Below are 14,219 nucleotides of genomic sequence, written 5' to 3' on the forward strand. Positions count from 1 at the left end.
CTTCTCCTGCCCTATCGAGCATTGTATCATGTCCCGCGTCGACACCAGACACTGTCATGCCAGGGCCCCCCTGAACGGTGGTCACCAACGTGCCCATCCTTCTTCTAAAAAGAGCGGCATCAAGAGGAAAAACAGCCAGAGCGCTATCCTTACCTAGAGTCACGCCTCGCAACGTCTTTAGAGCAGAGTACCAATCGCCGGCTGTCAAGAGATATCCGGCGAAGTGCGTACTGCTCCGCTAAACTGCTGAGTTGAGACGAGGAGAAGCTATGGCTAAAGTCGATATTCATGAGACAACAAAAGCTGCTCGTGATATGCAAGAGCAGTATTTTCGGACCACCGATCGTCTACCTGGCGAGATGTGGTACTGGGCTGCTCTGGTCTCGATCATTACCTCGGCAGTGCTTTTCCTAAGTGGGAAGCGCGATTGGGGACTGTTCGTCGGCCAGTGGCCGCCGGCGTTCCTGCTCTTCGGCATTTTCCACAAGCTGTTGCGCCCTGCGCGTAGTCAGTTCTAAGCCCAAGCGGTCAGCCTACCTGTAATACCCCCATCGCTCTCACACCATTGGTAGCGGGCGGAAGAAGGAGAGAGCACCTGCGACCACGGCGGTCGGCGGCCACCTCCTCTGGAGCTGGCCGCGGTTCCCTCCCTGGTTGCTCTGCTCTTCCTTCTTCCATCCCCTGTTATGAGGCACCAGGCACTCGCTCAGCCTCAGCCCAGCGACTAGCGCAAGACCCGCTGCCCAAAGCGACGCAGACGCAGGGCATTCCCAACCACAGAGACAGAGGAGAGGGCCATCGCCGCCGCCGCAAAGATCGGCGCCTGCTCCTTGAGGAAAGGAATCATTGGCGAGAGAATCGCTGTCGGAATGAGCACAACGTTATAAGCAAAGGCCCAGAACAGGTTTTGCTTGATAGTACGCAGCGTCGCCCGAGACAAAGCCAGAGCGGTGGCCAGGCTGCGGAGATTCCCTTTCACCAGGACAATATCAGCTGTCTCCAGGGCAATATCGCTGCCGTTACCCATCGCAATCCCAACATCGGCCTGGGCCAGCGCTGGCGCATCATTGATGCCATCGCCTGCGAAAGCTACAGTCAGCCCCTGCTGCTGAAGGCGGCGCACTTGTTCGGCCTTCTCTGCTGGCAAGAGGCCGGCGAGCACGTGCTCGCTGGGAATACCGACTTGCGCCGCGATCGCCTGGGCCGTGCGCGGATGATCGCCGCTGACAAGCCAGAGCTGCAACCCCTGGGCCTGCAGTTGGCGCACCGCCTCAGCCGAGCCTGGTTTCAAGGTATCAGCCAGCGCCAGCAGACCTGCCAGCCGCCCAGCAACAGCCACCAGCATCACAGTGTTCCCCTGCTGCTCCAAACGCTCCAGCTCGACATGCACCTCTTCCAGTCCCAGGCCGCGCTCCTCCAGCAGGCGAGGCCCACCGATCAGTATCTCTTGCCCTGCCAGCACAGCCTCCAGGCCGCGACCGGGCAAAGCCGTCAGTCGCTCCGGCCTGCGTTCCAAAGACAGGCCACGCTGACGCGCCGCCTCCACCACCGCGCGCGCGAGGGGATGCTCTGAGCCTTGCTCGACCTCGGCGGCCAGACGCAACAACCCGGTCTCGTCCCACGGAGCCAGCGCCATCAGTCCAGTGAGCTGGGGCCTGCCACGCGTTAAGGTCCCTGTCTTATCAAAGAGTACCGCCTGCACTGCCTGAATACGTTCCAGGCTCTCACCCCCCTTGATCAGAATACCCTGCTCGGCACCCATACCGGTGCCCACAATGATCGCCGTAGGCGTTGCCAGTCCCAAGGCACAGGGACAGGCTACCACCAGTACGGCCACCGCTGCAATTAAGGCTCTGATCCAGCCAGCAGCCCCCATGCCACTCATGGCTCCCACCAAACCCCAACCGAGGAAAGTCAGCAGGGCCATCACCAGCACCGCCGGTACGAAAACGCCCGCCACCTGATCCGCCAGGCGCTGCACCGGCGCCTTGCTGCCCTGGGCCTGCTCAACGAGACGAATGATATTGGCCAACAGGGTATCGGCCCCGACGCGCGTGGCCCGCATGGTCAGTAGCCCATCCTGATTCATGGTAGCCCCAATCAGTGGCTCGCCTTCCCCTTTCTCTACGGGCAGGCTCTCCCCAGTGACCATTGACTCATCGACCGTCGAGTGACCGGCCACTACGAGACCATCAACGGGTATCTGCTCGCCGGGACGCACGATGAGCAGGTCACCCGGCTTGACCTCGGCAATCGGAAGCTCGCGTTCCTGACCCTCGCGCAGCACATGAGCACTGCGCGGCTGCAAACCGACCAGGCGCCTGATGGCCTGCCCGGCCTCACCCTTGGCCCGCGCTTCCAGGTAGCGCCCCAGGTAGATGAGCGTGATGATCAGGGCCGCGGTGTCGTAGAAAGTCGGCTCGTCAGCCAGCTGCGGCAAGATCGTAGCCAGCAAGCTTAGCAGATACGCCGCCGTCGAGCCAGCCGAGATGAGCGTGTCCATCGTGGCCACCCCGTGCCGCAGATTCTTGAGGGCGTTGCGGTGAAATTCCCAACCAACTACTGCCCAGATCGGCGTGGTCAGCAATAGTAGCAGGTAGTTCTCCCCAGGGAAACGGTCCATGAAGAACATGCTGAGCACAACGACGGGCAGCGAGAGCGCGATCGCCATCAGCAGGAGCCACAGTCGGCGCCGAGCCGCCCGCCGCTGAGCTTCAGCCAGGCCCGAGACCGCCGGCAGCTCCTGGTCCCCCTCACCCTGAACCAGGGAACTCGCTGTTCCAGGACGAGCATCCAGCCACTCTGCAGCCTCAGCTCCCCCCGCCGCCTGCGTCAGGAGCGGCAGCGCCTCATAGCCTAGCTGCTCCACCTTCTCCACCATCAGCGTCGGGTTCACCAGCGCGGGATCATACACAACGGTGGCCTGCTCGGTGGCAAAGTTGACATTGGCCTCCTTGATGCCCGGCAGACGCTGCAAACCACGCTCAATACGCCTGGCACAGGAAGCGCAACTCATGCCCTCTAGAGCGAGCGTGATCGAAGTCAGCGCTTCAGGCTCAGGTCGATCTATGGTACGCTGCTGTCCATCAGGACCAGACAGATGCGTTGTCATGCTACCTTACTCCTCTTGCTTGGCACCAACTAACCCATACCCCCCCGGTGGGGGTCCAATAGAAAGGATAGCGCAAGAAGCAACGCTTGTCAAATGGGCCGTATCCGTCCCACATCCATCAGGGCCACTCAGCCAGCTCTGTGCTATAATGAGAGAGCAATAAGCAAGCCCAGCGTATCCAAGCAAGAGAGAGAGGAGCATGACCGCCCCCTCCCCTACACCCAGCCAGGCAAGGGCAGGGCGTCGGATTCTCCGACGCTTCCGTGGCCTGCAGGCCCATCTACAACCGGACGAAGAGCTACTAGGGAGTCGGCCTGTCATCTGGAGCAGCCAGCAGCATGGCAGGGTCGCCTGTGACGTCATCCTCACCAACAGGCGCCTGCTCGGCTATTATCAGGTCCGATTCCCACGCCCACGCCTTTTCCTGGAGGCTATTCCTCTTACGGAGATCACCGCCATCACGCTGCGCATGCCCCAGAGCAGGGTCCTTCTATACGAACTGCTGATCAGCTTTGGGGAAGGAAGCGTCTTGCTGCGTGCTCCGCAGCGCACGATCGATTATCTCTATGACACCCTGCGCCATCTAAGCGAGGGGAGCCGTCAGGAGCCAGGCCCAATGGCGGCAGAGCAGGAGCCGTCGCCAACCCGTGCTGCCAGCAGCCAGCAAGAGCCTAGCTGTGGACAGTCTCCACACTTTGCCCGCCGGCAGCTTGCCGGCACCGCCGAGCGTTCGCCCACGGCCATTGCGGCGATCTTCGCCTGCGGCCTCATCCTTGAAATCATCGCCGTCTACCTCTGGCTAACCACCGGCAGTCTGGCCACCAGCCTGCCGCCCTTTGGTGCTGGTCTGCTGGCGGTGCTCACGGCCATCCTCGTCTATCGTCAGCGTTAAGGCTGGTCAGCGCGGGAGCGCTTCCTGCCTTTGCTCCCTTTGTTAGCTGGGAGAGCTTTGGCCGTTAGCTAGCAACGTTGACACGTTCTTTTTGCGACAGGTACAATACAAAGGGCCTGGTAAATACAGCGATTGGCCTGCTCGTTCTATCCATAGCGAGAGAATCTGTGCAGACGTAAGGCGCCCGGGGCAGTCCTCTCTTCTGACGAACGCAGACAGCACACGGCCCTTTTCCGACGGAGAATGGCAAAGAAGGCGCTGCCGTTCTTCTTTGCTGAGAAGGAGCCATTTACGCAGTTGTAGGCTGTCTTGTGTCTTGCGCCTTTGCTCGCACATAGGTAAGATGAGGCAACAACGCAATGAAGATCTTCGTCTGTGTAAAGCAGATTCCAGACCCCAACACCGTCGAAAGCAAGCTTGACCCTGCTACCAAACGACTGGTGCGCACCGGGGTCTCGCTGGTGCTTGACCCGGGAGACGAGACAACGATTGCAGCAGCAATCAAGCTGCGCGATAGTCTCGGCAACAGTGAGCTGACGGCGATCAGCATGGGTCCAGCCAGCGCCCAGGAGGCCCTGCGGCGCGCCCTGGCAATGGGCGTTGATCGCGCGATCCTCATCAGCGATTCGGCCCTGGCTGGCTCGGATGTGCTGGGCACGGCACGGACGCTGGCCGCTGCTCTTAAGCGCGAGAATCCCGATCTCATCTTCTGTTCGACCGAGAGCACCGATGGCTACACTGGCATGGTACCCGGGGCGATCGCCGAGTTTCTGGGTCTGCCCCAGCTCACCTTCGCACGCGAGATCAACGTCGAGGGAACCAAGGCCGTCATCAAGCGCGTCACGCAGACCGGCTACGAGGTGGTTGAGAGTCCTTTGCCGGCAGTAGTGACCATCGCCAGCGGCTCTTTTGAGGCGATCTATCCGACGATGAAGGGCATCATGAGCGCACGTAAGAAGCCCTTCAGCCAGCTGAGCCTGAGCGACCTCGGGCTGGACCCATCGCAGGTCGGAGAGGCCGGCGCACGCGAGCAGGTCCTCTCAATTGGCAAGGCTGAGGCCCGCGCCGCCGGGCAGATCATTAAGGACGAGGGCAACGCTGCCGAGATCATTGCCGACTTCTTGCAGCGTCACCAGTTGCTCTAGGAGGAGTGCAGGTTATGGCAAAAACGATCTGGGTCCTGGTCGAAATTGAGGATGGCCGGCCAGCTCGCTCGTCTCTAGAGGTGCTGAGCAAGGCGGCCCATCTGGGTCGCGCCGAGGCCATTGTGCTCGGCTCCGCCGCCGCAACGGTGGCCCCCTCCCTGGGTGAGTTCGGCGCCGAAAAGGTCTATGTGCACGCCGATCCTACCTACGATACCTACCTGACGCTCCCCGCCGTCGATACCCTAAGTGACCTGCTGCAGCGGCAGCAGCCCGATCTTCTACTCTTCCCCACTACCTACGATGTCCGCGATATCGCCGCCCGCTTGAGTGCCCGCCATAATCTGGGCCTGATCACCGATGCCACCGACCTCCGTTACGAGGGCGAGCGCCTGGAGGTGACGGTCCCCTGGGGCGGTGAGAACGTAGTGGTTGCAACGCATCCTTACCAGGGAACGGGGATCGTGCTGGCACGACCGAAAGCTTTCTCGGTGGAGCGCTTCGAGGGCCGTCAGGCTGAGATTGAGCAGCTTTCGGTGACACTGCGGCCCGAGTCGCAGCAGATGAAGATTCTTGACCGCGTCGAGGTCCAGAGCGAAGGTCCCGCCCTGGAGGACGCCAGCATCATTGTGAGCGGAGGCCGCGGCTTGGGGAAGCCCGAGAATTACCACCTGGTCGAGGAGCTGGCGGCAGTGCTCGGCGGAGCGCCGGGCGCGACACGAGCTATCGTCGATGCCGGCTGGCTTCCTTATAGCTATCAGATCGGCCAGACCGGCAAGACGGTCAAGCCAACCCTCTATATTGCTTGCGGCATCAGCGGCGCGATCCAGCATCTGGCTGGCATGAAAGGCTCGAAGTATATCATCGCTATCAATAAAGATGAGCATGCGCCGATCTTTTCGGTAGCCGATTTGGGCATCGTCGGCGATGTGTTGACGGTCCTGCCCCAGCTGATCGAGGAAGTGAAGCGACGCAAAGCCCAGCTCTAGCTGGCCCACGCTCGCTCGTTCTCGCTGACGCACAAGCAGGCAAGAAGCAGCATACTACTGCGGTGGGGCACGGCTGCCGCTGCGAAGTAGCAAGCAGGCAGATAGGCAGGGCGACGGGGCCCCGCCGCCTTTAAGGGAGGTTGTCATGGCACCCCCTGCCATTTCTCCAACCGGTGGGTGGATCGGGACGACCATCTTCGTGGTGATTTTCCTGGCGGCGCTGACAGTCTTCGGCCTGCGCGTCGGACAGCTGGTAACGCTGCTGGCCAAGGCTCGCCGCGAGGATCGCACCGACCATCTGGAGGAGCGCATCGGCGATTTCCTGCTGGTGGTGCTCGGCCAGAGCGGCGTCTTGCGTGACCCGATCCCCGGCCTGGCACACTTTTTTACGTTCTGGGGCTTCATCATTATTCAGTTCGGGCTGCTGAATCTGATCCTGGGAGCCTTCAATGGCTCGCTTCCGCTGATCGGCCACGATCATACGTTCGCAGCCCTGCTCGATCTCTTTGTGCTTTTCGTGCTGGTCTCGCTGATTGTCTTCGCGGTCCGGCGCGGCATCGTGCGGCCCCGGCAGCTATCGAGCCGCCTGCATGGCCCGTGGGACGGCTTCATTATCTTGGGCCTCATTTTCCTGGTTCTGCTGACCCTGGCCCTGGTTGAGACCTTCGGCTTCGCCGCCAGCCACGGCGAAGAGTGGTCGCTGCTCGGTTCCTGGTTCGGCCCCTCCTTCTATGGTCTGGGCACGGCGACCAATGTGGCCCTCTACCGCGTCTTCTGGTGGGCCCATATTCTGACGGTGCTGAGCTTCCTGGTCTATCTACCAGGCTCGAAGCATCTGCACCTGATGGCTACTCCCTTCAATGTCTTCTTCCGTAATTACGGCCCCCGCGGCGCGCTGCCGCTGCTGGAGAATCTGGAGGAGCGCGAGGACTACGGCGTTTCCAAGGCAGAGCAGTTTACCTGGAAACAGCTGCTGGACGGCTACGCTTGCACGGAGTGCGGACGCTGCAATACGGTCTGCCCGGCGACCAATACCGGCAAGCCACTGCTGCCCAAGGAGATTATCCTGGGCGTCAAGGAGTCGCTGCTGGACCGCCGCCATGAGATTGTGGGCGAACCGAACCTCTTCCAGAAGCTGCCGCTGGCCGATGTGCGCAGCAACGGCCATGAGGAGATTCAGCCGCTCGTGGGCGGGGTGATCAGCAAAGAGGCTCTCTGGGCCTGTACAACCTGCGGCGCCTGCATGGAGATCTGCCCGGTTTCAATTGAACATGTGCCCAAGATTGTTGATATGCGACGCTCCCTGGTCATGGAGGAGAGCGATTTCCCACCCGAGGTGACGTCGCTGTTCAACAATATTGAGCGCAATGGTAACCCGTGGGAGATCAGTAACGATCGCCGCGCGGAGTGGGCCGCCGGCCTGGGTGTGCCGCTGATGGCGGAAAACCCCGATGCCGAGGTGCTCTATTGGGTCGGCTGCATGGGGTCTTTCGATCAGCGTAACCGCAAGGTGGCCACAGCGCTGGTGAAGATTTTGAAGGCCGCCGGGGTCAATTTCGCCATCCTCGGCCCCGAGGAGTCCTGTACGGGCGACCCGGCTCGCCGTATCGGCAATGAGTACCTCTGGCAGATGATGGCTCAGCAGAATATCGAGGTGCTCAATAGCTACGGCTTTAATACGGCTCAGACAGAGACAGCGACTGCCCAGAATGGCCACGGCCACAACGGCCAGACCAGCCGCCCGCGTACAATCATTACGGCCTGCCCGCACTGCTTCAATACGATTAAAAATGAGTATCCGCAGCTCGGCGGCCACTATGAGGTGATCCACCACAGCGTTTTCATCGACCGCTTGATCAGGGAGGGCCGCCTGCAGCTCCCCTCCGGCTTCGACCACCGTAAGCTGACTTACCACGACCCTTGCTACGTTGGCCGCTATAATGGGGTCTACGACGAGCCACGCCGGGTGTTGACAGTGCTCAATAGCAATGGGGTGACGGAGATGCGTCGCAACCGCAACAGGAGTTTCTGTTGCGGCGGCGGCGGCGGTCGCGCCTGGATGGAGGAGCGCATCGGCAAGCGGGTCAATCAGACACGCGTGAATGAGGCCCTGGAGACCGAGGCCGAAGTGCTGGCCGCCGCCTGCCCATTCTGCATCATGATGTTTGAGGATGGCGTGAAGGGCGTGGAGGCAGAGGAACGCCTCCAGGTCGAGGATATCGCCGAGATCGTGGCCCGCGCTCTGGAGGAGGCCGCTACCCCGAGCGCCTCCCGCGCCGGTCAGTAGTTCTCGTTCCGACCCTGCCGGTCTCTCTCCTCCATTTGGATGTGCCGCCTTCCTCCCCTGGCTTCATCGAGGGGAGGAAGGCGGCACCCTCTCGCTCTCTCTTGGTATCATCTTCCCGTAGAGCTAAAGGCACTGACCTGTTGGTCAGCAACGGCTTCGCCCCATCTCATGCAGGGGGAGGGGGAACGAACGGGTCAATCCCGCTTTCCTGTCCTGCAGGACAGGAAAGCGGGCTGCCGTCAACCAGCCCCAAAGCCCGGATCGATGAGGCTGTGGACAAGCCCCTGGCTTGAGCCAGGGATCATTGACTGTCTCTCCCCCAAAGCGCCCCGGTTGATTAGACCGGGGCGCTTCCTTTTCTCCTCATAGCTAGAGACGACTGTTAGAGTTGTGTTAGAAGACTGTCAGAAAACCGTTATATGACTTGACATTTTTTGTGAGATGAGTTATACTATGGCCGGACGAACGAAAGAGCGGGTGCCGGCTGACGCTGGAGGTGATTGCCGGGCAGTGAGCGGGCAGAGCTGGCGCCTGGCCGGCGCCGTCTGGCAGGTGACGGTCGATGGGATGGTCGCGGTCAGGAAAGTTGCAGGTCTTCTTTTCAGCATGAGGAAGCGGATGCGGGTCAGTACGGAGGTGTAAGCGATGGCAATGCTGCTGCCGTTTGATCCTTTCCGGGAGGCAATGAGCCTGCGGAAGGCAATTGACCAGCTCTTTGAGCAGAGTTTTGTGCGTACGGGTTGGTCACTGGCTGGTCGCCAGAGTCCAAGCGCACTGCTGGATGCTTACGAGACGGAGCAGGGTTATCGGGTACGCTTTCTGGTGCCTGGTGTGAAGCCAGAGGATCTGGATGTGAGCATTCAGCAGAATACGCTGACGCTCAAGGGCCAGTTGCCGGCCTTCGTTGGTTCCGATGAGCAGGTGCGCTGGCTGGCTCAGGAGATTACTCCTGGTCACTTTGAGCGCAGCATCATCTTCCCCAAGCCCATCGATGCCGATCATGTGGAATGCACCTACGAGCACGGGGTGCTGACGCTCTGGTTGCCAATTAGAGAGGAGAGTCGTCCGAAGCACATCAGTGTGCGCAGCGGCTCTGGTCAGCCGCTGACGGTCGAGTCAAGCCTCGCCCGCTGATCGCTCGTTCACTCACTAGCAGCGCTGAGTGCAGGGGCGACCTCCGCACACTGAGCACCGCCCCTGCACCCTCGCTGCCTGGCTTCAGATGCCACGCTTTCAACAGGGACAGCCCTTGCCTGACGTGACGACTTCGGTCAGGCTGCTTGCCCTGTCCATCGTCTCTCATTGGCCTTTGCTCTCCAGCAGACTGGCCAGTTGCCGGCGCTCGGTAACCCCTGGCGCTCCGGCCTGTAGGTCGTGTCGCTCGGGGTCGGCTAAGCGGGAAGCAAACCGGCTCTCGCCAGACAGTCTGCCTGGTCTGATCTGACGTAATCTGGACGTCTAAAGAAAGGAGGAGAGGACCATGAATGCGCTTCTTGCCACCGGTCTCTTGCTGTTGCGCCTGACACTTGGTCTCATCATCATGGCTCACGGTGCTCAGAAGCTGTTCGGTCTGTTTGGCGGTCATGGGCTGCGTGGCACACAGGAGATGATGAACAGGCTGGGTCTGCAGCCGGCTCCGTTCTGGGCCTGGGTTGTGGCCCTGGGTGAGTTTGGTGGCGGATTGCTGGTGGCGTTGGGTCTGCTGACGCCTCTGGCGGTCTTGCTCCCGATGGGTTCGATGCTGGTGGCGATCGCTAAGGTGCACTGGGCTAAGGGCTTCTGGAATAGCCAGGGCGGCTTTGAGTTCAACCTGGCCCTGCTGATGATGGGCGTGGTGCTCGGACTGACGGGCGCTGGTAGCTTCTCGCTGGACCAGGTGCTCAGCTTCGCTCCGCCTCAGCCGCTGACCTTCCTGATTGGACTGGTTGTTCTGGTCGTGCTGCTGCTGATCCTGATTCCACTGGGCAATATGCTGGCCCGACGTTCGCAGGAGCCGGCACAGGGCACAGCCCACTCCTGATCAGAACGGATCGGCAAGCCACGAGTCTCTGAGAGTCTGCCGGGCAGACGATGATAGCCAGTTGTCTTGTCTGCCCGGCATCTTCTTCTGTGTGCAGAGGAACGGGAGGCCTCACCGGGTCAGCTCCAGGGCCAGGGATCAGCCCTAGCCGGTGAGGCACCTTTTGTTTTTGATCGACGATACGGATCGCAGCAGCGATGCTGCTCGCTCCTGCCTGTCTGTCTGCCTACTCCTGGCGTTCGGAGGCTGTGGACTGGAGCGGTCTGCTGGCAAGACCCGTCAGCTGTGGCCCTTTGCCAGTCCGTACCAGTGAGCAGGCCATAGCCAGCAGACAGATCAGGGCTGAGGCGAGGAAGGCGTGATCCATCGCGGCAGTGAAGGCCCGGGCAATGGAGGGCGCCAGATGACCGACGGTACCCAGAAAGACGCTGGCAACGAGGGCCGGTGGCAGAGAGACAGCGGCCACGTCCAGAGCGACGGCAAAGCTGAAGATCATGCCGACGTTGCGCAAGGTGTTCAGGGTAGCTGAGGCGACGCTCAGGTGGCTGCGTGGGGCGGCGCTCATGGTGGTGCTGGTGTTCGGCGACCAGAAGAAGGAGCCACCGATGCCCATCAAGGCCAGGATGAGGGCCAGTTGCCAGTAGGGTGTGGTCGGCGTCAGCAGCCCCAGCAGCAGCAGGGCGAGAGCTTGAAGAGCCAGACCGACGGTGGCCGGGATGGTCCCCCCAACCCGATCAGCCCAGCGCCCTCCCAGCGGTCCTACGAGCGAGATAAAGAGAGGCAGCGGGAGAATGAGCAGGGCCGCAACTAGCGGCGAGTAACCACGCACGCCTTGTAAATAGAAGATGACCAGGAAGTTGACGGCGAAGACGGCCAGCGATTGCAGCATGGCCGCCAGGACTGAGAAAGCGTAGACACGGTTGCTGAACAGATGCAGGTTCAGCATGGGATAGGCATAGTGGCGCTCACGCCAGAGGAAGGCAAGCAGAGCGACAAGGCCAATGAGGAGCAGAGCCACAATAAGGGGCGAGCGCCAACCAACGCTGATACCTTCCAGAAGACCAAAGAGGAGGCCCACTAGACCGACACAGAAGAGGAGGGCGCCGAGGATGTCGAAACGCTCCCGCTGCTGACGCGGGGCGATTTCGTGCAGGAGAAAATAGGCGGCAAGCATCCCAACCAGACCGACGGGCAGGTTGACAAGGAAGATCCAGCGCCAGCTGGCCAGCGAGAGAATGAGGCCACCAAGAACGGGGCCGAGAACACTACCGGCTCCCCAGGTGATGGAGTTAAAGCCCATCGCTGTGCCGCGCTCGCCCGGGGGAAAGACTTCGGTGATGATGGCCATCGCGTTGGCATTAAGCATGGCTCCCCCAGCCCCCTGCAGGACACGGGCCGCAATCAGAAAGAGATCGTTGGGAGCCAGGCCGCAGAGCACAGAGCCAATGGTGAAGACCAGAAAGCCCAGGTTATAGAGACGAACGCGGCCAAACATGTCGGCCATTCTGCCAAAGGAGAGCAATAGAACAGTGCTGATCAGCAAATAGCTGGTGATCACCCAGGTCATACGCACCAGGTCAGAATGGAGGTCCTGCAACATAGCTGGCAGGGCAAGGATGACGATGGTCGAGTCAATGGCGACCATCAATGAGCCGAGGGTGACAACCGACAGCGCGATCCATTTGTATTCCAGCTTCTTCATGATCCGGTGCCCATCTCCAATCAGGTCTGCCAATCAGGCACAGGCGAGCCACTGGGACAATCCCGCCGCAAGCAGCCGTCTGCTTTCTCCTGGCTGCTTGCTTCATAGACCTAGCTTTCTGGCAATCGGCTACTTTGCTCGCACGTGATAGCTGCTGGCGGCATGCCCACTTTGCTGCCCGCCCGATGCCGGGTGCGGCGGAGAGCATCAGTTTGCCATCGGTGGCCAGCTCCCCTCGCATCTTCCTTCATGATAGCACAAAGCGATCGAAGATTGTCGATGCTTGCGCTCGTGTTGAGGGATTTTCACGAGGTACTGCTCGCAAGAAGATGGGATGGTTTTCTCTGGTTGTACAGCTCTGTTATTCCCAAGCCTTTACAGAGACGGTGCATTGACACTCCCCCGCATAAATGTAGGGGGGGATTCTTCGTTCATCCAGCCCGCTTGCGTCGTGCCCTCGCGAACACGCGCGTAGGGGCGGTCTGTCTCGAAGCGTTCTGTTCCTCTGGCGAGGCACCCATTCCCGCTTGCCCCTGGCGGTACGGCTTTGCCCTGCGCTCGCCGGGTGCGCAGCCAGCCATGCCAGGTCAGTCACAAGAATACTGAGCGCGGCGTTCCAGTCCCGGTCAAGTATCAGGCCACAGGGAGGACCAAGCTGAGTACGCACACTGAGCGATTTCTGCACCCGATACCCACAATCAGAACAATCTTGGGTCGTAAGAGGGTTCTGTCCCTGGTCCCTTCGCCGGGAGAGGCGCAACCCCGGGTTAGGACAGGCTTCCACAATCCTGTGGCAGCTGCGCCTCTCGCCAGGCAAAAGCAGGCGGGCGACGGATCGCCCGCTTATTCACGGCTCCAGCCTCACGGTCTTACCTAGGCTGAGGCTCGCGCCAGCAACTCGCGCGCAATTACCAGGCGCTGAATTTGATTGGTTCCTTCATAGATTTGGGTGATCTTGGCATCGCGGAGCATCCTCTCTGCCGGATACTCTTTCATGTACCCATAGCCGCCCAGGATCTGGATGGCATCGCTGGTTACCTGCATCGCGATATCCGAGGCGAACATCTTGGCCATCGAGGAGTACATTGTAAAGCGCTCCTCGCCACGATCGATCATCTCCGCCACATTATAGACCAGCAGGCGCGCCGCCTCGACCTTGGTGGCCATATCGGCCAGCATAAACTGAATGCCCTGGTTTTCAGCGATCGGACGCCCGAACTGCACCCGCTGCTTGGAATAGGAGACAGCCAGATCCAGTGCTCCCTGAGCGATGCCCACGGCCTGGGCCCCGATGCCGGGCCGCGTGCGATCCAGGGTGCGCATGGCAATGCGGAAGCCATCGCCCTCGCGCCCGATCAGGTTCTCCACCGGCACCTCACAATCATTAAAGATCAGCTCCGCCGTCTGCGATCCTTTGATCCCCATTTTATCTTCAATACGCCCCACGGCGAAGCCTGGAAAATCTCGCTCCACAATGAAGGCGCTGATGCCATGTGTTCCCGCCCGCGGATCGGTCAGAGCAAAGACCGTATTGACCTGAGCCAGACCTCCATTGGTAATGAAGCGCTTCGAGCCATTGAGAATGTAGCGATCCCCTTTGCGCACCGCCACTGTGCGCATGGCCGCCGCATCCGAACCAGAGCCGGCCTCGGTCAGGCCGAAGGCTGCCAGCCACTCGCCGCGCGCCAGCGGTGGTAAATACTTGCGCTTCTGCTCTTCGCTGCCAGCCAGCAAGATCGGCATAGCCCCCAGCTGCTGCACTGCCAGCAGCAGGCCCGTCGTCGCACAGCAGCGCGACAACTCCTCAATAGCACGGACCACCGCCAGCTTCGTTGAGCCGAGACCCCCATACTCCACGGGGAAGGGCATGGCATAGATATCCTGCTGCGCCAGCAGCTCTTTCATATCCCAGGGGAACTCCCCCGTGCGATCTATCTCTGCCGCGCGCGGCGCCACACGCTCGGTTGCAATTTCGCGAATAGCCGCAATCAGCTCCTCTTCTTCGGGAGAGAGATGAGAAACCGCCATAGACGACGCTCCTTTGCTGGATCTCGATCAGAAACAAAGCACAGGAC

At 60.8% G+C, this 14,219-nt stretch carries 12 protein-coding genes; 8 read left to right on the forward strand and 4 right to left on the reverse strand.

The window, feature by feature from the left end; translation table 11 throughout:
• The first annotated feature begins 269 nt into the window (after positions 1-269).
• Positions 270-518: a hypothetical protein gene (locus KTAU_RS08620; protein ID WP_151727998.1), complete on the forward strand. Its 249-nt coding sequence runs from the start codon at positions 270-272 to the stop codon at positions 516-518.
• Positions 519-724: 206 nt separating this feature from the next.
• Here KTAU_RS08620 and KTAU_RS08625 read toward each other — a convergent pair whose 3' ends face one another.
• Positions 725-3,112, reverse strand: coding sequence for a heavy metal translocating P-type ATPase (locus tag KTAU_RS08625; protein ID WP_151727999.1), 2,388 nt, complete (start codon positions 3,110-3,112; stop codon positions 725-727).
• A gap of 199 nt (positions 3,113-3,311) precedes the next feature.
• On the opposite strand from KTAU_RS08625, the gene KTAU_RS08630 reads away from it, so the two are divergent.
• From KTAU_RS08630 to KTAU_RS08660, 7 genes are all read left to right on the forward strand, one after another.
• On the forward strand, positions 3,312-4,004 hold the full coding sequence (locus KTAU_RS08630) for a hypothetical protein (protein ID WP_151728000.1): 693 nt from the start codon (positions 3,312-3,314) through the stop codon (positions 4,002-4,004).
• Between the two features lie 359 nt (positions 4,005-4,363).
• Positions 4,364-5,149, forward strand: coding sequence for an electron transfer flavoprotein subunit beta/FixA family protein (locus KTAU_RS08635; RefSeq protein WP_151728001.1), 786 nt, complete (start codon positions 4,364-4,366; stop codon positions 5,147-5,149).
• 14 nt (positions 5,150-5,163) lie between these two features.
• Positions 5,164-6,135 carry an electron transfer flavoprotein subunit alpha/FixB family protein gene (locus KTAU_RS08640; RefSeq protein WP_151728002.1) on the forward strand — a complete coding sequence of 324 codons (972 nt, stop codon included), beginning with the start codon at positions 5,164-5,166 and terminating at the stop codon, positions 6,133-6,135.
• 145 nt (positions 6,136-6,280) lie between these two features.
• Positions 6,281-8,422 carry a (Fe-S)-binding protein gene (locus KTAU_RS08645; RefSeq protein ID WP_151728003.1) on the forward strand — a complete coding sequence of 714 codons (2,142 nt, stop codon included), beginning with the start codon at positions 6,281-6,283 and terminating at the stop codon, positions 8,420-8,422.
• Between the two features lie 453 nt (positions 8,423-8,875).
• Positions 8,876-9,064, forward strand: coding sequence for a hypothetical protein (locus KTAU_RS08650; RefSeq protein WP_151728004.1), 189 nt, complete (start codon positions 8,876-8,878; stop codon positions 9,062-9,064).
• 3 nt (positions 9,065-9,067) lie between these two features.
• On the forward strand, positions 9,068-9,556 hold the full coding sequence (locus KTAU_RS08655) for an Hsp20/alpha crystallin family protein (protein ID WP_151728005.1): 489 nt from the start codon (positions 9,068-9,070) through the stop codon (positions 9,554-9,556).
• Between the two features lie 346 nt (positions 9,557-9,902).
• Complete coding sequence (locus KTAU_RS08660; RefSeq protein ID WP_151728006.1) at positions 9,903-10,442, forward strand: DoxX family protein; 540 nt, start codon at positions 9,903-9,905, stop codon at positions 10,440-10,442.
• A 226-nt stretch (positions 10,443-10,668) separates the two neighbouring features.
• Here KTAU_RS08660 and KTAU_RS08665 read toward each other — a convergent pair whose 3' ends face one another.
• The 3 genes from KTAU_RS08665 to KTAU_RS08675 all read right to left on the reverse strand — a co-directional run bounded on the left by KTAU_RS08665 (position 10,669) and on the right by KTAU_RS08675 (position 14,172).
• The gene (locus KTAU_RS08665) at positions 10,669-12,144 is read right to left on the reverse strand and encodes an MFS transporter (protein WP_151728007.1); all 1,476 of its coding nucleotides are present in this window, start codon (positions 12,142-12,144) and stop codon (positions 10,669-10,671) included.
• Positions 12,145-12,505: 361 nt separating this feature from the next.
• Positions 12,506-12,928 carry a zinc ribbon domain-containing protein gene (locus KTAU_RS22350; RefSeq protein ID WP_228026368.1) on the reverse strand — a complete coding sequence of 141 codons (423 nt, stop codon included), beginning with the start codon at positions 12,926-12,928 and terminating at the stop codon, positions 12,506-12,508.
• Positions 12,929-13,017: 89 nt separating this feature from the next.
• Positions 13,018-14,172, reverse strand: coding sequence for an acyl-CoA dehydrogenase (locus KTAU_RS08675; protein ID WP_151728008.1), 1,155 nt, complete (start codon positions 14,170-14,172; stop codon positions 13,018-13,020).
• Positions 14,173-14,219: the final 47 nt, after the last annotated feature.

It is taken from the genome of Thermogemmatispora aurantia, from assembly GCF_008974285.1.
Lineage (GTDB): Bacteria > Chloroflexota > Ktedonobacteria > Ktedonobacterales > Ktedonobacteraceae > Thermogemmatispora > Thermogemmatispora aurantia.

Excerpts from the sequence above, each read along its gene's own strand:
- KTAU_RS08620 (WP_151727998.1), top strand. The coding sequence starts at position 270 with ATGGCTAAAGTCGATATTCATGAGACAACAAAAGCTGCTCGTGATATG.
- KTAU_RS08625 (WP_151727999.1), bottom strand. The coding sequence starts at position 3,112 with ATGACAACGCATCTGTCTGGTCCTGATGGACAGCAGCGTACCATAGAT.
- KTAU_RS08630 (WP_151728000.1), top strand. The coding sequence starts at position 3,312 with ATGACCGCCCCCTCCCCTACACCCAGCCAGGCAAGGGCAGGGCGTCGG.
- KTAU_RS08635 (WP_151728001.1), top strand. The coding sequence starts at position 4,364 with ATGAAGATCTTCGTCTGTGTAAAGCAGATTCCAGACCCCAACACCGTC.
- KTAU_RS08640 (WP_151728002.1), top strand. The coding sequence starts at position 5,164 with ATGGCAAAAACGATCTGGGTCCTGGTCGAAATTGAGGATGGCCGGCCA.
- KTAU_RS08645 (WP_151728003.1), top strand. The coding sequence starts at position 6,281 with ATGGCACCCCCTGCCATTTCTCCAACCGGTGGGTGGATCGGGACGACC.
- KTAU_RS08650 (WP_151728004.1), top strand. The coding sequence starts at position 8,876 with ATGGCCGGACGAACGAAAGAGCGGGTGCCGGCTGACGCTGGAGGTGAT.
- KTAU_RS08655 (WP_151728005.1), top strand. The coding sequence starts at position 9,068 with ATGGCAATGCTGCTGCCGTTTGATCCTTTCCGGGAGGCAATGAGCCTG.
- KTAU_RS08660 (WP_151728006.1), top strand. The coding sequence starts at position 9,903 with ATGAATGCGCTTCTTGCCACCGGTCTCTTGCTGTTGCGCCTGACACTT.
- KTAU_RS08665 (WP_151728007.1), bottom strand. The coding sequence starts at position 12,144 with ATGAAGAAGCTGGAATACAAATGGATCGCGCTGTCGGTTGTCACCCTC.
- KTAU_RS08675 (WP_151728008.1), bottom strand. The coding sequence starts at position 14,172 with ATGGCGGTTTCTCATCTCTCTCCCGAAGAAGAGGAGCTGATTGCGGCT.